The organism is Blastopirellula sp. SH421, assembly GCF_057808535.1.
The window spans coordinates 931,167-952,679 of record NZ_CM173712.1; the positions used below are offsets into that span (position 1 = coordinate 931,167).

The following is a 21,513-nucleotide window of genomic DNA, read 5'->3' on the forward strand; positions in this document are numbered from 1 at the left end:
GCGACGCCAATTAAAATACAAGCCAACTTGTCACTCTTCCCTTACTGATCGGTTTCACGCGTGACCTGGAGCCCGCTTGTCGCTTTTTCGCTGATCGCCGCTGCGATCCTTCCCAGTTTTCTGATCGCTCTGGTGGCGACGGCGATCGTCCGAGCGAATGCGCAAAACTGGGGTTTGATGGATCAGCCGGACCAGCGCAAAGTACACGTCACACCAACTCCGCTGGGTGGCGGTATCGGCATTTGGGCGGGATTGATCGGCACGCTTGCGCTGGCCCACTTGACTGTCGGGTTGATCGGAAATCTGTCGGTTTCGGCAGGCGACTTTCCGCCGGTGATTGAGTCCCTGGTCGAGATGGCCCGGCTGCACGCAAGCGGATTTGGTCAGCAGTCGCTTAAGCTTTGGGCCTTGGTTGCCGGGGCTACTGTCCTGATGATTGTCGGCTTAATCGATGATCGCATCGGCTTGTCGTGGAAAATTCGTCTGGCGGTGCAGACGGCGGTCGCTGCTATCTTTGTCATTGGCTTTGACTGGAAGCTGAGCTTCTATCTGGATCTGCCGTGGTTGCAATATGTCGTATCGATTCTCTGGATCGTCGCGATGATTAACTCTTTTAACATGCTCGACAACATGGATGGGCTCTCGGCCGGAGTTGCGACGATCGCCGCATCGATCATGGCCGCGGTGTTGTTGATTGCTCCCGATCCCGGCTCGGCCGGCCCGCAATTGTTTACGGCCGGTTTCTTGTTAGTGCTCACCGGTTCGATGCTCGGATTTTTGTGGCACAATCGCCCTCCCGCTAAAATCTTTATGGGGGACGCCGGCAGCTATCTCATCGGATTTTGCATCGCCATCATGACAATCATCGCGACTTTTTCTGGTTACGGCGAAGGCTCACGGCATGCGGTTCTCGCTCCGCTGTGCATCTTGGCGGTGCCTTTGTTTGACTTGGTCACCGTGTTGGCGATTCGCATTCGCGAAGGGAGAAGTCCATTTCAGCCAGACAAGAGTCACGTCTCGCACCGACTTGTGGAACTCGGTTTCACCAAAACTCAGGCCGTGCTGACGATATATCTGATGACGGCGACCTGCGGGCTAGGAGCCATATTACTGCATCGAGTCGATTGGATCGGCGCCGTAGTCGTGCTGTTGATGGTATTTTGCGTTTTGGCGCTGATCGGCGTCATTGAATCGACCGCCAGACGCTCTCGAAAAGATCCATGAAACGCCGCAAGTCGAATTTGATTGCTACCAGTGATCAAACGCCGCAAACCGCTGCTGCCGCCCCACCCAGTTCTGATTGGTTTGCGCTGTTGCTCTGCGGATACGTGGCTTGCCTGACGGTGCTAACGCCGCTGATTGGCAGCGAAGGCCCGGTGGGCCGCGGAGTTGAACTACCGTGGGTCATGATGTGGATTTGGGCGTTGGCTCTGTGGGCGATCAGCGGAGTCCTAAGCGGCAAATTGACCGTTGTCTGGACCCCATGGGAAACGCTGCTGCTGGCGCTGCTCGCTTGGCTGGCGCTCGGCGTGCCGATGGTCGCAGGCAGCGGAGAAGTTCGCCCGGCGATCAATCAGTTTTGGACCTACACGGCTCTCGTGATCGCCTACTTTATGTACCGGCAGTTGTTTCGCTCTGCGGCGCGCAAGCGTGCTTTGATCGCGATCATTGCCGCGACGGTGACTTTGTGTGCGACCTATGCGATCTATCAATACCGGGTCGATATCCCGCAGATGCAGGCCGACTATCAAGTCGACAAAGAAAAAGGGCGGCGTGAAGCGGGCATCATGGGAGACGACGATGATCCGCAAGTAAAGAATTTTGAGTCACGGTTAATGAGCACCGAACCGGCGTCGACCTTCACGCTGACCAACTCTCTGGCCGGATTTTTGGCGTTTGGTTTGATCGTGACCGCTGGCGTCGCGATTCATCAAGTGCGTGATCGCTCTTATTGGCAAGCCGCCCTCTTGGCGGTCGTCCTTGGTCTACTTTGCGGGACGTTAATGCTGACAAAAAGTAGAACTGCCGTCTTAGCGGTCGTCACAGGAATTGGTTTGTGGGGAATCTTGGCCAGCAGTTTGCGGCGACATCTGCCCTGGAAATATCTGGTCGGCGGGTTATTGGTATTGATGATCACGGTGGGGGGCGGATTCGCCAGCGGACTGCTCGATCGGGAAGTCTTTACCGAAGCGCCGAAGTCGGTGCTCTATCGTTTGCAATACTGGCAAGGCGCACTGGACGTGACCGCCGAGCATCCGCTATTTGGCTGCGGACTCGGCAACTTTCAGTCCTTTTATCCCCGCTATATGCCGGCTTCGGCCAGTGAAACGATCGCCGATCCGCATAACTTTTTGTTAGAGATCGCGGCATCGGCTGGGGTGCCGGCGGTGCTTTGTTTACTGGGCTTTATCGCCGTCTGGTTGCTGCGTTTTCCGACGGGTGACGCAGAGCAGCAGGAGCTTGCAGCGGCCTCGCAGTCAACACAGGAACCGCAAGTCGAAACGGGCAATACGAACATCACGCCGATCTTTGTAGGCGCGCTGAGCGCCGTTTTGTTGGCGCCCCCGATTCGCGCGCTAATGCAAGGCGAGTCCGTTACTTGGACGATTTGGGTTGGGCTACTGCCGGCGCTGGCGGTTGCTTCGGCTACCTATGGTTGGTCACAACGCGGAAAACTTGATTTACTGACGTTGCGCATCGCAGCGATCGTCTTGATGATCAACTTATTGGCGGCCGGCGGGATTAGCTTTCCTGCGGTCTCGCTCTGGCTGTGGCTCGTTTGGGGTTTGACGTTTGGGGAAGACCAGGATCGCACGTCGCAGATAGCCGGTTTTGCGCCGCGCGCCGGCGTGGCGTTGGGAGCCGTTGTACTGCTATACACGATGGCGACGACGGCGCTTTTTCCCGTCATGGCCACCTATACCCATCTGTATGGCGTCGTGAACGCCGATCTACCGACGCAAATTCGACGTGCCGAAGATGCTGCTGCGGCCGATCCGTACAGTGTCGAAGGTCCGCAGGTTTTGGCGAACATTTATTTCCAAGCGTGGAAATTGCGTCCTGATCCTCCGTACATCCAGGGAGCCAAAACTGCCGTTGCTAAAACCTTGCGACGCAGTCCGCGCAGCGTCAGTCTGCAAAGCTGGATTGCGAATAATTATTGGGAGCTCTACCAAAAATATAAAGATCCGGCGATTTTAAAATTGGCGATCGAGCGACAGGAAAGCGTCTGCCGCGACTTCCCTACGCGGGGGTATTATCATGCCGAGCTGGCCCAAATGTACGCCGCCGCGGGCGAAAATCAGCAAGCCGCAACCCAGGCTGCCGAAGCGTTACGGCTCGACGGAATGCATGATCATGCGGAACTAAAGTTTGAAAATCGCTATTTTGGCGACGATCGGTCGGTCTTGAAGGTCATGCAAGAGCTGGCCAATTCAAGCGTCGTAGAGAAAAATTAAGTTCTGAAGTCCTCATTTATGTAAGGCTCAGTTATCCTAGAGGGATTGCCGCTGCTCTTCCTTGATCTGTTCTGAACGCCTCCCGCTGCTGGAGATGAGTCTAATGCGACCTTTGCTTGTTTTGGTTGTTAGTTTGCTGGCCGGTGTCGCCATTGGCGCCGCATCTACGCTGCCGCAATGGTCGGCGACCAACGAATTTGGATCGATCAGCCATCCGCTGGTGGAACGTGTCCAATCGGCCAACGAGCCGATGCCCAAAGCGGTTGTCGTGGGGGATGCCGTCTATGAGTTTGGCAAGATGAATGTCGACGCGACCGAGAAGCATACATTTTTGATTCGCAATGACGGCGATGCGCCGCTGCAATTGGAAGAAGCCGGCACAACCTGCAAGTGCACGCTCAGCACGTTGGCCAAGAAGTTGATTCCGCCTGGCGAGACGGTTGAAGTCGAATTGGAATGGCATCCCATCGCCTACGCGGAATCGTTCATGCAAACCGCAACGCTGCGCACCAACGATCCGCGCAAACCAGAGTTGGAACTACGGATTCATGGCGCGGTAGTGCGGGCCATTTATATGAACCCCGCCGAAGTCAACTTTGGTCACGTCACCGCCGGCGACGAACTTTCGGCCGCCGTCGATGTGGTTTCGGTGGTGGGCGACGACTTTAAAGTGACCGATGTGAAACTGATCGGCGACGAGTCGGGCAAAGCAAAAGCGAACATTCTGCCGCTCAGCGCCGAGGAATTGAAAGCAACCGATGGCGGCCGCAGCGGAAACAAAATCGAAATCTTTCTTCCCCAAGGTTTGCCGATCGGCATCACCAAGATGCGCGCCGAGATTTCGACCAATGATCCCGAGACAAAAATGCTGACGTTGATGATCTCGGTTCAGATCGGGGGCGACATCAATTTCATTTCGGCGGTCAGAATTGACCAAGATAAAAATGTGATGATGCTGGGGACCGTCAACGGCGAAAAAGGGAGAGACGTGCTGGTCAACGTCTTGATCAAAGGGCCCTATCGGGAGGAAACCGAGTTGAGCGTTGCGAAGGTTTTCCCCGAATTCCTGCAAGCAAAATTGGGCGAACGGAAGAAACTGAACGAAACGGCCGTCCTCTATCCGCTAAAGCTTTCGATCCCCCCCGGGACGGCGCCAGCATCGTTGTTGGGTGGGGAGACAGGCAAATTGGGTGAAATTCGCTTGGGAGTGAAGGGAAATCCCCAAACCGAGGAAGTCAGCCTCCGGCTCTATTTCGCGGTGGAGTAAATCGGGCAAATGCAGTAGAAGAAAGGGATTGTTGACCCAGCCAGCGCTCGGGCAGGAGCAGGGTCTGCACCAAACTCGCATTTTTTGGCAAACAGGGCCCATTCATGTTGACGATCCCAGTCCGCACTCTTTCAGCGACTCTGGCTCTTATTTCAATCACCGTTTCGTTGGTGCTTGGTTGCCAAAAGACAGAAAAAGGTGGGCCTGAAGCACCGCCAACTCGCGCTGCTTCGCCTGCTGAAGTTCCCGAGACTGAGCCGTCTGAGCCGTCGGGGATGAAAGCAGAATCGCCGCCGACTTCGCCCGAAGAAAAAACTGCTGAGACCGATAACGCTGCTGCGAGCGATGATCCTCCGCCGTTGCCGGAGCGCGAGTTGTTTGCCGGTTGGGCCAAGCCGAAGCTCGCACTCTTTTTGACCGGCGAACAGCATGGCTACATCGAGCCGTGCGGGTGCACCGGACTTACGAATCAAAAAGGGGGGCTCAACCGCCGGTTTACTTTTCTAAATCAACTGCGTAAGCAGCGCGGCTGGGATGTGGTGGCGCTGGACGCCGGCAACCAGGTCCGCCGCTTTGGTCGTCAGGCCGAGATCAAGTTTCAAACGACCGCCAATGCGATCAAACAGATGGAATACGAAGCGGTCACCTTTGGGCCCGATGACCTGCGGCTAGCAGTGGACGAAGTTTTTGTTGCTGTCGCCGACGAAAATCCTGAGAAGACTCGTTACTTGGCGGCCAACGCTAGTTTATTAGGAGAGACCCCCCGTTTTCGCATTATCGAAAAAGGGGGTTTGAAGATCGGCGTCACCGGGGTCTTTGGAGATAGTCGCCGCGCGGATGTTGCGAATAACGAAGTCGAATTTATGCCGGCTTTGGAAGGTCTGGCGGCGGTTTGGCCCGAGCTAGAAGCGGCTCAGTGCGATCTCTACGTTTTATTGGCAAGCGCCTCGCTGGAGGAGAGTCGTGAGTATGCACAAAAGTTCCCAGGCTTCCGTCTAATCGTCACCGCCGGTGGCGCCGGCGAACCGACGTTGGAGATGGAAAAGATCGCCGGAACCGACTCGCAAATGGTGCAGGTCGGCGTGAAGGGAATGTTTGCCGGAGTTGTTGGCATCTATGGCGACCATGCTGAAGAGCTGAAATACGAACGCGTTCCGCTTGACGCACGGTTCCCTGATTCAGACGAGATGATGACGCTGCTGGCCAACTATCAGCAGCAGCTCGAAGCGCTCGGCTGGGAAGGTCTCGGCATCAAGCCGATCGAACATCCCACCGGCCGCAATTTTGTCGGCAGCCAAGCCTGCGGCGAGTGCCACACGACGGCGATGGAAATCTGGGAAAAGACGCCGCATGCCCATGCGACCGAAACTCTGATTCATCCGCCCGAGCGGTACGAAGTAGCGCGCAATTTTGACCCCGAGTGCATCGCATGTCACGCGGTCGGTTGGAACCAGTCGCAGTATGTGCCGTATAAGACGGGCTATCTCTCGGTCGAAGAAACGCCGCTGATGACCGGCGTCGGCTGCGAAAACTGTCATGGACCCGGCGCTGATCACGTCGCCGCCGAACAGGGCGACTTGATGCTTTCGGACGAGAAAATCGCCGAGCTGCGCAAGTCAATGCAATTGCCGCTAGAAGCCGCGCGACAGACGTGCATCCAGTGCCACGACATTGACAACAGCCCCGACTTCCATCACGAGGGCGCCTTCGAGGAATACTGGAAAAAGGTCGAACACTACGGCGTCGATTAAGTAGGGCAGGCCTGGGCCTGCCGCGGTGTCACTTGTTGCGATGAGTTTGTGAATGAGTAGGAAGCAAGCACCTAGTGTCATCGTGATCGCCGGTCCTAATGGCGCCGGCAAATCGACGCTTGCTCCTTACTTGCTGCGAGATCATCTCAACGTTCGCGAGTTCGTAAACGCCGATGTGATCGCCCAAGGTCTTTCAGCTTACGCGCCCGAAGGCGCCGCCTTTGAAGCGGGTCGAATCATGCTGGCCCGTTTGCATGAACTAGCGGCATCACGAAAATCATTCGCCTTAGAAACAACGCTGGCGTCGCGAAGCTATGCTCGATGGCTGAAAGAGTTGAAGTCCAGCGGCTACATTACCTACTTGTTATTCGTTTGGTTGCCCGACGAAAAGACAGCGATTCAGCGGGTAGCGGCCAGAGTAGCTCGTGGTGGCCATGATATTCCAGAGGAAACGATTCGGCGTCGTTATCATTCCGGTATGAAGAATCTTATCAATTTATACATTCCGAATATGGATGAATGGGACATAATAAATGGGGTGAGCCCCGTGGGTGAATCAATTGCCAGCGGCGGATCACAGCTGAAAACTAGGATTCAAGCGAACGGAATATGGCAAACGATTCAAGCTCAATCGACCCGCTAGATGCGGAGAATGACATCGCGCGCAAGTGGGCCGATCGCCCCACTTGGATGCGCTTGGTCCGCAAAGCGCAGATCGAAGCGATGAAGGCGCACATCCGCGAAGGGGTTCCCTACGTTACTTGGCGGGATGGCAAAGTCGTACATGAGATGACGTTGCCTCCCGACGCCGCCGATTTTGAATGATCTCGCTGCTTTCCTCTTTTCTTCGTTACGTCGCTGCTAGTTGCAACGCGTTGACCGCATCGCAGCCGCGGATGCAATGTTTGTCGGTCCCCAGTTCAGAGTCCAGGACCTTTTCTGGCGGCAGTTCGAGATAGACGCCGTCTCCTTCGATCTTCACGGGAAAGGTCTTCACGGAGTATTCTTCTCCGCTCAAGCATTCTCCCGATTCCAATGAGAAAGTCTTCTTGTGCAGGGGACAAGCGACCTTGGGTGTTTCTCCTGCCGTGCCGATCATCCCGCGTGACAGCACGAACGCGTTTTTGTGGGGGCACATGTTCTGGCAAGCGTACCAATTGCCCTGGCTCGCAAAGTTAAAGACCGCGATCTGCGTTTGACCATACTTGATCGCCGAGCCGCCATCGATGGGGAAATCGGTGATGGCGCCAACGCGAACCCAACTGCGCAGATTCGCTTGTCCGTTGTGATCGATTGTTTCTCCGTTTAAGCCCTTGAGTTCGACAAGGGTGACGTTTTCTTTGGGCCAATCCGCAGGCCGCGATTGATCACGCTGATTGATCAGTTCAATGTCCAGCTGATGGTCTTCGGTGTTCGCGAACTGACGAAACCACTTGCGTTTGTCTGGATCATTCACCACTTCTTTCCATTCACACTGGTAGGTGTCGACCAGATATTGCATCTGTTTTTCCAGCTCTTCCGCCACGCCCAGCTTATCGTCGATTACGACCGCTTTGAGATGATCGAGGCCTCCCTCTAGCTTCTCCATCCAAGTCGCGGTTCGCATCAGTCGGTCCGCCGTGCGGATGTAGTAGATTAAGAAGCGATCGATGTAGGTAATCGCGGTCGCTTCATCAATGTCGGCGATCAGCAGGTCGGCATGTCGCGGCTTGGTTCCGCCGTTGCCGCAGACGTAAAGGTTATAGCCGTTCTCGGTTGCGATCAGCCCGACATCTTTGCATTGGGCTTCGGCGCATTCACGAACGCAGCCTGAGACGGCGAATTTCAGCTTGTGAGGTGAACGGAGCCCGCGATATCGCTCTTCCAGCGTAATCGCAAAGCCGACCGCATCGCCGATCCCATAACGGCACCAGGTTGAACCGACGCAGCTTTTCACCGTGCGCAGCGACTTGCCGTAGGCATGACCGCTCTCGAAGCCAGCGTTGATCAGTTCTTCCCAGATATCTGGCAGCTCGTAGGCTTGGGCGCCGAACAGATCGACGCGCTGGCCGCCGGTGATCTTCGTGTACAGTTTGTATTTTTTGGCGACTTCTCCCAGCACGATCAACTTCTCTGGCGTGATCTCTCCGCCGGGAACCCGCGGTACGACCGAGTAAGAACCGCCGCGTTGAATGTTGGCCAAAAAGCGATCGTTCGAGTCTTGCAGCGTTGCATGCTGCGGCTCCAGAATTTGATCGTTCCAGAGCGAGGCCAAGATCGATGCGACTGTCGGCTTGCAAATTTCGCAGCCGAGGCCGCGGCCATGCTGGGCGATTAACTCGTTGAAGGTTTTAATCTCTTTCAGTTGTACAATCTCGTACAACTCTTGTCGCGAATACGAGAAATGTTCGCACAGGTCGGTGTTGGCGGTTTTGCCAGCCGCTTTCAGCTCGGCGGTCAGCAGATCGGTGACCAACGGTAGGCAGCCACCGCAGCCGGAGCCCGCTTTGGTGCACATTTTCAATGCGCCGATGGTGTCGATTCCTTCTTCGCGGATCGCTTCACAAATACGTCCCTTGGTGACGTTGTTGCACGAGCAAATCTGAGCGCTGTCAGGCATGTCGGCCACGCCGCCGAGGGCGTTTTTGTCGCCGCTGCCGCCGGCGCCAATCAAGGTGGCTGGGTCGCAGGGAAGGGGAGCCTCGCTTTTGCTGAGGATCAATAGCGTGCCGTAGTCTGAAGCGTCGCCGACCAACATGCCGCCCAGTAAGCGTGTTCCGTCTGGCGTAAACAGCAGCTTCTTGTAGACCCCTTTGAACGGGTCTTCCCAGATCAAGGGGCGCGCTTGTTCGGCTGGTAAATCGTACTGGCCAAAGCTGGCGACATCACAGCCCATTAGTTTAAGCTTCGTTGACATATCGGCGCCGGTGAACTGACGTTCTGCTCCACAGAAGTTGGCGGCGACGATCTCCGCCATTTCGTAGCCGGGAGCAACCAAGCCATAGACCATGCCGGCATGCGACGCAATTTCACCAATCGCATAAATGTTAGGATCGGAAGATTGCAGACGATCATTCACCAGCACGCCGCCGCGCTCTCCCAGTTCTAGGTGGGATTCTTGGGCGAGTTCATCACGCGGACGAATACCGGCCGAGATGATGACCATGTCGACATCAATCGTCGTGTTGTCGGTAAACTGAATCTGCTGCACATGGCCATCGCCGCGGATCTCTTTGGTTCCCTTGTTGAGCAAGACGTGCAGACCCAGCGCTGAGATTTTCTTAATCAGCATTTCCGAACCGGCGTCGTCCAACTGTCGCGGCATAACTCGGCCGTTGTATTCGACCACGTAGGTTTCTAGCTCTAGATCATGTGCCGCTTTGGCCGCTTCTAATCCCAACAGCCCGCCGCCGATGACGGCGCAGCGTTTGCTTTTTTTGCCGTATTCGATAATCCGTTCGAGGTCTTCAATGGTGCGATAGACGAAGACTCCATGATGTTTTACGCCGGGAATGTTAGGGACAAACGGATACGAGCCGGTCGCCATCACTAAGTGATCGTAGTGAATCGCCGCTCCACGATCCGAATAGACGATTTGCGCAGCGCGGTCGATGCGATTGGCGCGATCGCCGATATGCAACTCAATCTCGTGCTGTTGATACCAGTCCATCCGCGCGAGCATCAGCTTTTCGGCGTCGCGATGAGCAAAGAAAGAAGTCAGCCCGACGCGATCGTAGGCGGCGCGCGGCTCTTCACAAAAAGTGACGATCCGATACTTTTGCGCGATGTCCAGCTCGATCATCTTCTCCACAAATCGATGACCAACCATGCCGTTACCGACGACAACAATGGTTTGCGGATCGGAAGCAATCATAACTCTCGCTCGTATCGAAAGAGGGGACCAAGGGGAGGACGAGCAGCAAGGACCGTCAGACTCAGCGCTAGGAAAAGCAAGTCACGTGCCGCAGAAAACCGGCTTATAACGCGTTGCGAGAAAGATTGCTAACTATCGCTAGGGAAAGAGGTTGCGACGAGGCGAGCAAAGAATGGTCGCTGGTGACTTCGGAATGCTCAGAATTAAAGGGCGCTGCGATTTTGCGAATGCCGCGCCGTTGTGCAGCGGTTTGGTGGACGATCAGTGCGTCGATCGCCGCCACAAGCCGGGCGTAAAGATCACCAGCAGCGGAAAAATCTCAATCCGGCCTAGCAGCATCAGTGCGGTAAAGACCAGCTTGCTGCCGATCGAGAAGCCGGAGAAGTTTTTTGACGGGCCCAAAGCGCCAAGACCAGGCCCCACTCCGTTGATGCAAGCGGCGACGCCGGTTGCACAGTCGAGCATTTTGACAGGCGCCGAGTGTCCGGCTTCCAGCCAAGCTTTGTCCGGCTCTAGAAATAACAACGCGAGCCACGCGACGATAAAGACAAAGCCGATCATGCCAAAATAGATAAAGACTTCGTTGGTCAGCTCGTTCGAGTCTTGAACCGCTTTGCCATTGAGTCGCATCGTGCTGATCAACCGGGGGCGAAAAGTCTTGAGGATGTAGATGTAGAGCGACTTCCACAGCACGACATGGCGAATCACCTTCAAGCTGCAACTGGTGCTGCCGGCACAACCGCCGACAAACATCAGAACAAACAGCATCCCGCGGCTGAATTCATTCCAGCGGTCGAAGTCGCTAGTACCAAATCCGGTGTTGGTTTGCACCGAAATGACGTTGAAATAGCTGAAACGAAACGCTGTCATCACATCCGGGAAATCATGATGCCAGAGTCCGGCGAACATTACCGCCGCGATGACGCCAAACAAAATCCCGAGATAGGCCCATAGCTCGGTGTTGATCCACAGACGCGCCCATTGGCCTAGCAGCGCAGCATACAGAAGTGAAAAATTAACGCAGGCGATCGCCATGAAGGTGCCGATCGTCATCTCGATCGTGACGCTCTCGAAATGTGCGACGCTGGCGTTGTAGGTCGACAGCCCACCCGTGGCGATCGTACCAAACGAGTGGCAGAGCGCATCAAATAGGTTCATCCCTTCAATCAATAGCAGCGCCGTCAGAATGACGTTGAGTCCCACATAGATGCCGGCGAAAATCCAGGCGCTATGTTGCGATCGGGAAGTTCCGACTTCTCCCTGCGGACCGACAGACTCGGTCATCAGCAGCGCCTTACCGGCCGAGCCTTGCCCTAGCAACGCGACAAACAGGACCATGATTCCTAGGCCGCCGACAAAGTGAGTTTCGCTGCGCCAAAACAACAAGCACTTTGGCAGCATGCTCTCATCTTCGATGTCGTTCATGATGGTCGCGCCGGCTCCGGTAAAACCAGACGCGGATTCAAACAGGTCGTCAACGATCAGACGCACAATCCGCTCGTTGCTTTCGCTCCCTCTGACATGTCCCAGGATAAAGGGAAGCGCGCCGACGGTGGTAAAGATCAGCCAGCTAATCCCGACAATCGCGATCGCCTCACGACGGTAGAGTTGTCCCCTGGCGTTTCGCCCGGCGAGTAACATCCCGCCGCCGAGAGCCCCCGCGATGGCAGCCGCCGACAACACGGCGAAAAAACCTCGCGTATCAAACTGCTGTCCGTGGCCGAGCCAGGGGAAAGCCCACGGCAGCGCAAATAGCATCGCCGCCGCCAAAAGGAGAGTGACGACGCCCAGATACTTGCTAAGCAGCGGTAGATTCATCGTAGAATCATATCGGCAGGCGAAAGCCTGTGGCTAGGCTATTTTTGTAACGCTGCTTCAACGCCGGGTACGTCGGCAGCACCGGCAGGGATCTCTAGCTTGGCGCCGACAAACGCGTCGCCGATCGGTTCAAAGCGGCCCCCCAGATTCTCGGCCAAAAAGGCTTCGGTCACGGCGTTGAACGCGAAGCGATTTTCGGGCTTGGCGAAACCGTGTCCTTCTTCGGGGAACAACACGTAAGTGACCGGGATTTTCTTCTCTTCCATCGCTTTGACAATTTGATCCGCTTCGGCCTGTTTAACCCGCGGGTCGTTGGCGCCTTGGCCGATTAAGAGCGGCTTGGTGATCTTATCAACAAAGTTGAGCGGCGATCGACTGTTGAGAAATTCTATCCCTTCTTCGCTTTCATGATCGCCAACGCGGTCCTTCATTACCGGCATGAACGGCATCCAGTAGGGCGGAACGTTGTTCAGCAGCGTGACCAGACTTGACGGGCCAACGATATCGACGCCGCAGCAAAACTTGTCAGGCGTGTAGGTCAAACCGACTAACGTGGCGTAGCCGCCGTAGCTGCCCCCCATGATTGCAACTTTGTCAGGATCAGCGATCCCCTGCGCGATCGCCCAATCGACCGCGTCCAGCAAGTCGTCATGCATCTTGCCGGCCCACTCTTTGTTGGCGGCATTTAAGAAATCTTTGCCGAAACCGGTCGAGCCGCGATAGTTGACCGAAAGGACGGCGTAGCCGCGGTTGGCCAGTAATTGAGCCATCGGGTTAAAACCCCAGTCATCGCGGGCCCAAGGTCCGCCGTGCACGTCCAGCACCAGCGGCAACGGCTGGGTTGTCTTGATCCCGCCGTCGGGATTGGAGCCTTTTGGCAAGGTCAGATAGCTGACCAGCTTCAAGCCGTCACGCGCGTCGATGACCACCGGGTGCATCTTCACCAGCGGCAGATCGGCCAGTTCAGGCTGACTGGAGAAGAGGAACTCGGCCTTCTTTTCGTCGCCGCGATGATACAGATAAAAATCGACCGGGCCATCGTCACGCAGGTAGGCGACCGTCCAGAGGTTGTCATTTAGCGTGCGGCTAGTGATCTGGATTTCGCCATCTTCTTGCTTTTCGAGAAATGCAAAGTCGGCTTTCAGCGTTTCGTCCAGAATGTCCCAAGTTTGGCGTTCGTAGTTGAACGCGACGGCTTGAATCGTCTTTTCGGTCGGGTGGGTCAACACGCCGGAGATGTCGGCTTTGTCGTTTTCGGCGATCAGTTTTTCGTCACCGGTTTTCAGGTCAAGCGACTTGAGTGCGGCGGTGTTTCGATCACGGCTGTCGTACAAATAGGCGACTTCGCCGCTTTTATCAAAGCCGGCGATGCCGGTCGTCATTGCATCGGCGGCGTCGATTTTCAAAAACGGCTTCCAGTCTTCTTTGCCGTCCATTTCGGTCGGGGTCAGATACATTTGGCCGGCGTCCGGCGTGTAGGTCATCGCAAAGCGGACCTTATAGTTGTCATCGGTCAAAAAGCCGGCGAAACCTGGGTTTTCTTGCAGCAATTCCTTTTCGCCGGTCTCCACATTCAGGCGATACAAGTCGTGCAACTGCGGGTCGCGATCGTTGAGCCCGATCAAGATTTCATTGGGGAAGTTTTCGCTGACGTTATCAATTTCGGCGCGGATTTTTTCGAGCGGCGTCAGATCTTTGATTTCGTCTGTCGTTAGATTCACGGCATAGATGTGGAAATTTTCATCCCCATCTTTGTCTTGCGTGTAGAGGACGTGGTTGTTGGTGTACGCCCAGCTAAAGCTGCGAATGCCGCGATGCGTGTCTTTGGTGATCGGCTTGGCGTCTTTGCCCAGCGATTCGGTTGAGCCGACCCAGACGTTGAGCACTCCGTCGACCGGCGCTAGATAGGCGAGCTTGGTTCCATCGGGGCTTAAGCGAGCCCGTGCTTTTTCGGGATTGCCAAAAAACTTGCGGCGAGGGATCAGCGGCACGTCGCTCATGTCAAAGGCTTTCTTATCGGCAGCGGGAGAAGCGGCTGCCGCTGGGGTCGTTTCTGGCTTCATCTCTGCGGGCTGCTTGTCAGCCGGTTTATCTTCGGCGGGTTTCTTTGCAGTAGCGGGAGTGGTCTCGGCCGGTTTGGCTGTTTTGTCTTGAGGCCCTTCCGGCGTACTGACATTAGAAGTCGGAGCAGCGACTTTGTCGGACTTTGGCGTGCATCCGCAGAGAACTGCGATCGCCAAAATCCCGAGCATGAAGTTACGGAGCAGCCGTTGCAGAGCAGTCATGGTGAGTTCCCTTCCGTGATGGCCGACCGCAAATAGATCGGCGGCCCGTTCAACTTTACCTAACTAGCAGCGTCTATCAGGATAAGGGATCACAAGCGGCAAGCCAACGGAGGGAACGATATTCTGTGGGACGCTAACCTTTGCCAACTTGCACCGCGCCGCCCATATTGGCGATGCCGGGGCCGTAATACTCCTTCCCCAGAGGCAAGATCATCGGTTCTTCATACGGCCGATGGGGGAGCATGGTGGCAAGTTCGTGCAGTTGTTCCAGCGTTTCTGGCTCTAGCGGTCCTAGTTTCGCTCCTTTAACACTGGCTTCCAGTTGTTCACGCGTCTTGGCGCCGATTAGCACCGTCGAAATGTCGGGATTGCTCAGCACAAAACGGAGACAGAGTTCCGGCAGATCGAAACCGGTTTCTTCGACAAACGTATACAACCGCAGTAATTGTTCGCGACGGCGACGGCTCATCCAGTAGGGGCGCTCTAGCACTTCTTTGTCGAACCGTCGGCTCAAAAAACCTTGGCCTAGTGCCGAGCCGACGATGACGCCCATTCCTTGCTCTTTGGCGGCCGGCAGTAGTTCTTCTTCTGCTTCGCGAAACAGTAAGTTGTAGTTGAACGCCGTCAGCAGCACATCAAACAGACCCGTTCTAACCAGCGACGTCATTTCGGCGACGGTGGTGCCGGCCAAGCCGATCGCTTTGACGCGGCCTGAGGCTTTTAGCTCTTGTAGCAGATCCAAGACGGGGCCAGCGAGCGGACGAAAGCTGTTCCACCAGTTGTATTGCAGCGGACGATCGGGCTCGTGAACTAGCAGAATATCGATCTGGTCGCGTCCCAGAACGCGACAGCTTTCGGCGAACGACGCCTTTAGCTGGTCGATGTTTTGCGGATCGAACGGCGTGGGCCGACCGCCAAATTTGGTCGATACAATAAACGGCTTGCCGGAAGCCTGAAGTGCTTTGCCAAGCGTCGCTTCGCTATCGGCGTAGGCAGGCGCCGTGTCGCAGTAGTTGATTCCTAGTTCGGCGGCGGCTGACAATAGTCGAGTGGTTTCGGAGTCACCGCCGGCCAGCGACGATGTATAAAGTCCACCGAGTGAGAGTTCGCTGACTTGAATTCCGGTATGACCAAGAGGGCGAAGTTGCATAAGAGAGCTTTACCTGCGATGAAGATTCGGCGGAATACGCTGTTTAGCATAGAATAGTAAGAGCAGAATTACCAATTCCCGGTTTGGATGAGTGTTGGCATGGACCTACCTTTAAACGAAAAGACCGAGTCGATAATTCAAAAGCATCTCTCTAGCGGCAATTACGACAGCCCGCAGCAGATTGTGGAAGCAGCGCTGACGCTGTTTGACCAACAAGCGGCCGATTGGGCGACGGTGAAAGCAAAGATTCAGGCCGGCGTCGATGACCTGCGAGCAGGACGCTATGTGGAGATCCGCACTCCCGCGGAAGCGAAGGCCTTTCAAGAAGAGATATTGCACGAAATTCGTAGTGAACGCGAGCAGGCAGGCTAAATGTCACATCGACTTTCGCGGCTTGCGAGAACGGACTTCAAGCAGATTATTGACTACATTGACCGCGATAGTCCGCAATCAGCCGCTAGAATGATGGATCGTTTGCAAGAGCGTTTCGAGCTCTTGGCCGCGCAGCCGCTATTGGGGGCTAGATTAGAGTGGTTCCAGGATCTTCGCTGCAGCGTTTTGGGAATGTACGCGATCATTTATGAACCAATGTCAGACGGCGTAGAAATTGTGCGCATCCTTCATGGGAATCGCGACATTGAGTCCATAATGCAAAAGCCATGACCGACTCTGCTTCCAACTCTGACGCCGAGAACCCGTTCGCATCGCCCAGCCGAGATGCCCCCGATCGACCGGTGCGCGATTGCCCGGACTGTGCGTCGCCGATGGAGTACGGGATGGTCACCTCTTACGCGCCGATCAAGTGGCGGATTCTTGATCGTTCGATGTTGGAACGAATCTTGGCCGGCGGCGACGAACCGGTGGTGGGATCGGACTTCGCACTGCGTCTGGGGCCGTTTCGCAGCGATAGCTTTCGCTGCCGGCTGTGCGGAATGATTATCATCGCGCCGCGCGATGTGCAGCCTGACAAAGAGTCGAAGAAAGCGTGACGCTAGGCCGGCTTGTGGAACTCACTGCGAAAGACGTCCAGGTCATTCTTCCGCATACGGCGTTCAAAGTGGGTGCGATAGTCGAGGTCATGCTCGGCCTCGCGTTCTGCAACCGGCAGTGGGCCTGTTAGTTTTGTATGCTCGTGCAGCAGTTCGACGGTCATGTCAAAGTATTCTTCGACGTCGGTCCAAAAGTGCAGAATACCGCCGGGGATCAGGACTCGCTCGATCTCTTGCGAGAAGGTCTCGTTCATCACGCGGCGGCGATGATGACGTTTCTTCCACCATGGATCGGGGAAGTAAACATGGACTGCGGCCGCTGATTCATTCGGAAAAACTTCGGGAAAGAGCTTCTGCCCATCCCCATGAACCATCACGGCATTGGTGCGTGCTTCCTTCGCCAGGCGATAGCCGGCGTATTCGGCATATTTGAAGGCGATTTCGATGCCGAGAAAATCTCGCTCGGGAGTTCCGCCGGATGCGTTGCGCAGGAACAGTCCTTTGCCGCAGCCGACTTCGATCTCTAGCGGCGCGATTCGCCCGAAAATTGATTCGGGGTCCCAGGGGCGCGGCACAAGCTCGGCGGTGCGAAAGTTGCGACTTAGATCGACGCTGGGATTAAGTTTCGGTAGCGTTTTGCGGCCCATGATGAACTACGAAAGAGGGAGGGCCAATTACAGATTTTTCGGAAGAGGAATGCCGCGAATCTCCCCCTCACAAACCAGGCGTTCGTCAATGAAGCCCTGGAAACGACAAACGATGATCCGTCCAGCGCGACCCTTCGTCTTTTGCAGCACGATCACCAAGCGTTTGCCAGGCTGAACGATGCCGCGAAACTTGACCTGGTCAAGCCCGCCAAAGCCAAGCTGATAGTCGCCCATCAGGTTATGGCGCGTGACATACCACGAACTGACCTGAGCGGCCGCTTCGCACATCATCACGCCGGGCATCAGCGGAAAGCCGGGCATATGCCCACGTACCCAGAATTCATCTTCGGCCAGATCTTTGTATCCGACGCAGATGTCTTTCTCGGTGTCTTCGTAGACGATCGCCGTCAACTGCTCCATTTCGAAGCGTTGGGGGTTCAACTCGCGAATCGCTTCGATGTCAGCGATCACATGGTTGCAATCGATCGTCGCGGGATCGAGGATGTAGTCTTCGCGCGGCACGGCGCCACACTCCTCCGCAGGCGGTCAGCGAAACGTAAAAATCCCGGCAATCTTCATTGCAGCAAGCGGGACGAGACTAGGTCTTGATGGCGCGACGCTTGGCTTTACGAGCTTTGGCGCTGGCGGGACGAGCGCCGTGATTGGCTTTTTTCAGTTTGCGGTGCGGCTTGGCCATTTTCTATCTTTCGGGTTACTGCTTAGCTTTTGCAGGTCGGTTGTTACGAATCCCAGATTTTAGCGTTGCTTTCCCTTGGGGGAAAGGACCACTTGGCAAATCCCCTGTCGGGGTGGATTAGCGGGGCGGACGGCGGACCGGGACAATGATGGTGCGGTCCGAGTCATGGTCGCTGGCGTTTCCCCCTGGTTTTTTCGATGAAGCGTCCAGTTGCGCTGCCGACGCTGGCTCGGAGTTGCGAGGCCCGCTACTGGGGGGAGAATCTTTGCCAAATTCACTCAACAGGCCAGGACGAATTCGTTTACGTGTCGCTTCCGGTTTTGGTTTGCGATTGGAATCTTCATTTTTTAAGTGGCTAGTGATCGTTGAGAGGAATGCCGGCAACACGATCAGCGAGGTGAACAAGCAGCAGGTCACACCAATTGTCAGCACGCGTCCCAGGCTTTGCAGTCCTTGGTGATCGGCCAGCATCAGCGAGCCGAATCCGATCATAGTTGTCAGCGAGGTAATCAGCACCGCCGCGGCGGTTGATGCCGAGATTCGATATCTTTTGCCCGCTTGGCAGCGGTAGTCGTGCAGCACATGGACGCCGTCGTCGATCCCGATCCCCAGGATCAGCGGCAGCACGATCATATTGGCCGGATTCAGCGGAATATCCATGAACCCCTGAATGCCGAACATGATCGCGCTTCCTAGTCCAACCGGCGTCAGCGCCAGCAGCGAGTGCCGCAAGCTGCGGAAGTCGAGAATCAGCACGATCAGTACGGCAATCAGCGAGTAAATCGCCGCATGGATATAGCTCTTTTGCATTTGCCGCGAAGCGTAAAACGTTTGCAGCGGTTGGCCGGTGACTTGTGGATCGACGGACTGCACTTGGGCGACAAATTTCGCCAGCGATTCCATGTCCCAGATATCGCTATTGGGATAGATTCGCAGCAGGTACTGATTGTTCTTGCCGACAAATCGCGTCACTAGCGCTTCTGGAAAATCATCAATATTTGGCGTCTCGGGGTCGGATACCGCATGCAGCGAATGCATCCGCGTCAGCAATTCGCCAGCCGAACGCTGTTGCAGCGAACGCATCAGCGCCTCGTAGTGTGCCTGGGGCATGGTGCGCAATAACTCGCGGGCCTGGCCAATCAGGCGTCGTGCTTGCAGTGCGGTCGCGTCGTCGCCTGGCAGCAGTTGTTGGGCTTGGGCCAAAATCTGCGCTAATTGGGGCGCCGGCGTGATCGGCAGGGTCGGGGGATACTCGGGCAGGTTAGTTAGGCGTGAACGAATCCGCTGAATCTGTGCCGATCGTTGCTCGTCCGAAGGGGGAAGCAACGAGGCGATCTCTTCGACATGGTCGACGTTTGGTAGTTTTTCAAACGCTTTTTTCCGCGTGATCAGCTCTTGGCGGCTGCCGGCGATCGAGAGTGCAAACCAAACGCTGCGGTCGGTCTCTTCCAGCAGTTTCTTTTCCCACTCAACGCTTTCGAGTCCTTGCGCTTGCAAGTTCAGCAGGTTGTGGTCGTAGTAAAGTCTTGAAGCGCCCAGCGAAAGGAAGATGCAAAACGCTAACGACCCGATGAGCGTCGCTCGGGGCGCTTGCATCATGGGAGCGATCCACCCATCAATCCGCAGCGGATTTGGCAACAGATAACGATTGCGATTGCGATCGGCCAAGACAATCATCGCCGGCAGCAACGTGAACGCGCCAATCAGGCAGACAATAATTCCGCCGCCGGCGATTACGCCCAGTTCGGCGACGCCTGTGAACTCGGTCAAAGCGGCGGTGAAAAACGCGATTGCGGTTGTTGCAGCGCCGGTCACAATCCCAGGCCCAACGCTGCGTGACGTTTCGATTAACGCTGTGCCGCTATCCCCAATTCGTTGGCGTAATTGTAGATACTTTGCGACATAGTGGACCCCAAAGTCGATCCCCAGACCGATCAAAATTACGCCAAAAGAGACGCTTAAAATGTTCAGGTGCCCAATCGAGATCGTCACAAAGCCGAAGCTCCAGGCCAAGCCGATGATCAGGGTCGCGACGGCCAGCAGCGGATGTCGCAAGCCGCCAAAGCCAGCAATAAACAGGACTGCGACCCCAATCAAGCTAAGGACGCTCGATAGGATCATGTCCTTTTGGCTCCCCTCCATCTCGTCATTTTCCATGACCGGCAAACCAGTCAGGCCAATTTGAACTTCAGGGTAGTTGGCTTGCACATTGCGGATGATCCCGCGCAAGCGGCGAATTGCTTCGCCACCTTGGGAGAAACTCGATTCGTTTTTAACCAGACGCAATAGGACAAAGCCCATTCGTCCTTCATTGGCGGTGAAATACTCTGAATCGAGTTGGCTCATGACCGAGAGCGATTCGTGCGGTTCGGCCCAGATCGAGGGATTGTCGCCATCTTCGCGTAGGGCATGCAGCAGGCCATCAGCAAGTCGATTTAACTCGACGGCGGCCATTTGTTTCTGCTGGGGTGAATCGACCAGCAATCGCTGATTGGCGCCCCAGAGGAGCCGATCAAATGAGATCGCTTCCCACTTGCCGCTGAGCACCGGCTGCAGCGCGGCGATTTCGCCCTCCATTTCGGCGAGTTCGTCAGGCGGCACATAGTGCAGACCTTTGGCCCGCACGTTGGCTAGGCCTCGCTCATGCAGTACGGCGTAAAACGATTCGCGGTTGGCCGAGAGTCGACTGTACAGCGCCTCTAGCACTGGGGAGACGTGCTCTTTGGCGTTTCCTTCAACGACGACCACTACGTCGTCATCCGCGCCAAACTGTTCGAGATATTCGAGCCACAGCTGGTTGTAGTTGCTGTCAGGATTGATCAGATCAAGCCGGCTTGTTTTGAAGCCCAGCGATTGGGCCGTGCCAAACACCGAAGCGACGGCAACCAACAGTCCGATTACGATGACCGTGACCGGATTACGAACGACGACGCGCGTTAACTCAGCCAGCGGCATCGCCAGCATGGAGCGGTCGGCATCGGTCTCGTCAGGCGATCCGGACGACATGAACGAACTTTCAGGACTACGTACGACAGATAGGGAATCGGCGCAAGCGATGAACGCCAGCGGGGGATTCTAGTTAGACCGTCTCGTAGGGGAAAGAGCGAACTGCGCCCATGCTAGCGTCTGTCTTACGTTTTCAGGCCAAACCAATTGCTTAAGGATGGGCTGTTGAAGGCTTCGATCGCTGTTTTTTCATCCTTCTGGATGTCAAACACCTTATTCAGCTTCATCAACTGGAAGATTTCGTTGATTTTGGGGCCGACCCCGCACAATTTTAGTTTGACCTTGGCCTCTTTGCATTTCTTGGACAGATGGATCAGTTTTCCGATCATCGCCGAAGACATGTATTCGACGCCGCGGAAATTAACGAGTAGCTTTTTGGCGGTGACCGCCTCCAGGACCAAGCGATCGAATTCGACGCCGATCCGTTCGATCGCCCCTTCGTCCAAGATGGACGACTGCTGGAAGTCGGCGACGACCACCTCGCTGTTGTCGCGGACGCGTAAATAACTGTATTTGAAGCTCATAGCTGGGTCCTCCGTGCTGAGACGCATCGGTGTTTGCTGATATCTAATAGTATCTTCGAGGGGAAGCC

18 protein-coding genes are annotated in these 21,513 nt (G+C 55.7%); 9 read left to right on the plus strand and 9 right to left on the minus strand.

What is annotated here, in order from left to right:
• Window positions 1-60: 60 nt before the first annotated feature.
• The 6 genes from SH421x_RS03785 (at window position 61) to SH421x_RS03810 (ending at window position 7,301) form a co-directional block, all read left to right on the plus strand.
• The gene (locus SH421x_RS03785; protein ID WP_488854064.1) at window positions 61-1,224 is read left to right on the plus strand and encodes an MraY family glycosyltransferase; all 1,164 of its coding nucleotides are present in this window, start codon (window positions 61-63) and stop codon (window positions 1,222-1,224) included.
• Entirely contained in the window at window positions 1,221-3,458 is a 2,238-nt protein-coding gene (locus SH421x_RS03790) for an O-antigen ligase family protein (protein ID WP_488854065.1), read from the plus strand. The genes SH421x_RS03785 and SH421x_RS03790 overlap by 4 nt, the downstream gene beginning before the upstream one ends.
• A 103-nt stretch (window positions 3,459-3,561) precedes the next feature.
• The gene (locus SH421x_RS03795) at window positions 3,562-4,725 is read left to right on the plus strand and encodes a DUF1573 domain-containing protein (protein ID WP_488854066.1); all 1,164 of its coding nucleotides are present in this window, start codon (window positions 3,562-3,564) and stop codon (window positions 4,723-4,725) included.
• A 104-nt stretch (window positions 4,726-4,829) separates the two neighbouring features.
• On the plus strand, window positions 4,830-6,476 hold the full coding sequence (locus SH421x_RS03800) for a multiheme c-type cytochrome (protein WP_488854067.1): 1,647 nt from the start codon (window positions 4,830-4,832) through the stop codon (window positions 6,474-6,476).
• A gap of 52 nt (window positions 6,477-6,528) precedes the next feature.
• A complete protein-coding gene (locus SH421x_RS03805) occupies window positions 6,529-7,119 on the plus strand; it encodes an ATPase (protein ID WP_488854068.1) in 591 nt (196 codons plus the stop codon).
• Window positions 7,086-7,301, plus strand: coding sequence for a hypothetical protein (locus SH421x_RS03810; protein ID WP_488854069.1), 216 nt, complete (start codon window positions 7,086-7,088; stop codon window positions 7,299-7,301). The genes SH421x_RS03805 and SH421x_RS03810 overlap by 34 nt, the downstream gene beginning before the upstream one ends.
• A gap of 25 nt (window positions 7,302-7,326) precedes the next feature.
• Here the strand turns inward: SH421x_RS03810 and nirB are convergent, their stop codons facing one another.
• From nirB to SH421x_RS03830, 4 genes are all read right to left on the minus strand, one after another.
• Window positions 7,327-10,329: a nitrite reductase large subunit NirB gene (gene nirB, locus SH421x_RS03815; RefSeq protein ID WP_488854070.1), complete on the minus strand. Its 3,003-nt coding sequence runs from the start codon at window positions 10,327-10,329 to the stop codon at window positions 7,327-7,329.
• Window positions 10,330-10,590: 261 nt separating this feature from the next.
• Window positions 10,591-12,147, minus strand: a complete 1,557-nt coding sequence (locus tag SH421x_RS03820) for a TrkH family potassium uptake protein (protein ID WP_488854071.1) — start codon at window positions 12,145-12,147, stop codon at window positions 10,591-10,593.
• Window positions 12,148-12,185: 38 nt separating this feature from the next.
• Window positions 12,186-14,432, minus strand: a complete 2,247-nt coding sequence (locus SH421x_RS03825) for a S9 family peptidase (RefSeq protein WP_488854072.1) — start codon at window positions 14,430-14,432, stop codon at window positions 12,186-12,188.
• Between the two features lie 133 nt (window positions 14,433-14,565).
• Complete coding sequence (locus SH421x_RS03830; protein ID WP_488854073.1) at window positions 14,566-15,582, minus strand: aldo/keto reductase; 1,017 nt, start codon at window positions 15,580-15,582, stop codon at window positions 14,566-14,568.
• 99 nt (window positions 15,583-15,681) lie between these two features.
• Here SH421x_RS03830 and SH421x_RS03835 point away from each other — a divergent pair, with 99 nt between their 5' ends.
• From SH421x_RS03835 to SH421x_RS03845, 3 genes are read left to right on the plus strand one after another with little or no spacing between them, the layout of a single operon-like run.
• Window positions 15,682-15,954, plus strand: coding sequence for a hypothetical protein (locus SH421x_RS03835; protein ID WP_488854074.1), 273 nt, complete (start codon window positions 15,682-15,684; stop codon window positions 15,952-15,954).
• Window positions 15,955-16,245 carry a type II toxin-antitoxin system RelE/ParE family toxin gene (locus tag SH421x_RS03840; RefSeq protein ID WP_488854075.1) on the plus strand — a complete coding sequence of 97 codons (291 nt, stop codon included), beginning with the start codon at window positions 15,955-15,957 and terminating at the stop codon, window positions 16,243-16,245.
• Entirely contained in the window at window positions 16,242-16,571 is a 330-nt protein-coding gene (locus tag SH421x_RS03845) for a PF20097 family protein (protein ID WP_488854076.1), read from the plus strand. Before SH421x_RS03840 ends, SH421x_RS03845 begins: the two co-directional genes overlap by 4 nt.
• A 2-nt stretch (window positions 16,572-16,573) precedes the next feature.
• Here the strand turns inward: SH421x_RS03845 and trmB are convergent, their stop codons facing one another.
• The 5 genes from trmB to SH421x_RS03870 form a co-directional block, all read right to left on the minus strand.
• Window positions 16,574-17,218 carry a tRNA (guanosine(46)-N7)-methyltransferase TrmB gene (gene trmB, locus SH421x_RS03850; RefSeq protein ID WP_488854077.1) on the minus strand — a complete coding sequence of 215 codons (645 nt, stop codon included), beginning with the start codon at window positions 17,216-17,218 and terminating at the stop codon, window positions 16,574-16,576.
• 27 nt (window positions 17,219-17,245) lie between these two features.
• Window positions 17,246-17,740, minus strand: coding sequence for a 3-hydroxyacyl-ACP dehydratase FabZ family protein (locus SH421x_RS03855; protein ID WP_488854078.1), 495 nt, complete (start codon window positions 17,738-17,740; stop codon window positions 17,246-17,248).
• Window positions 17,741-17,816: 76 nt separating this feature from the next.
• Window positions 17,817-17,915, minus strand: coding sequence for a 50S ribosomal protein bL37 (locus SH421x_RS03860; protein ID WP_488854079.1), 99 nt, complete (start codon window positions 17,913-17,915; stop codon window positions 17,817-17,819).
• 117 nt (window positions 17,916-18,032) lie between these two features.
• Window positions 18,033-20,921 (minus strand): MMPL family transporter, encoded by a 2,889-nt coding sequence (locus SH421x_RS03865; RefSeq protein WP_488854080.1) that lies wholly within the window; start codon window positions 20,919-20,921, stop codon window positions 18,033-18,035.
• A 125-nt stretch (window positions 20,922-21,046) separates the two neighbouring features.
• Window positions 21,047-21,445: an STAS domain-containing protein gene (locus tag SH421x_RS03870; RefSeq protein ID WP_488854081.1), complete on the minus strand. Its 399-nt coding sequence runs from the start codon at window positions 21,443-21,445 to the stop codon at window positions 21,047-21,049.
• Window positions 21,446-21,513 lie beyond the last annotated feature (68 nt).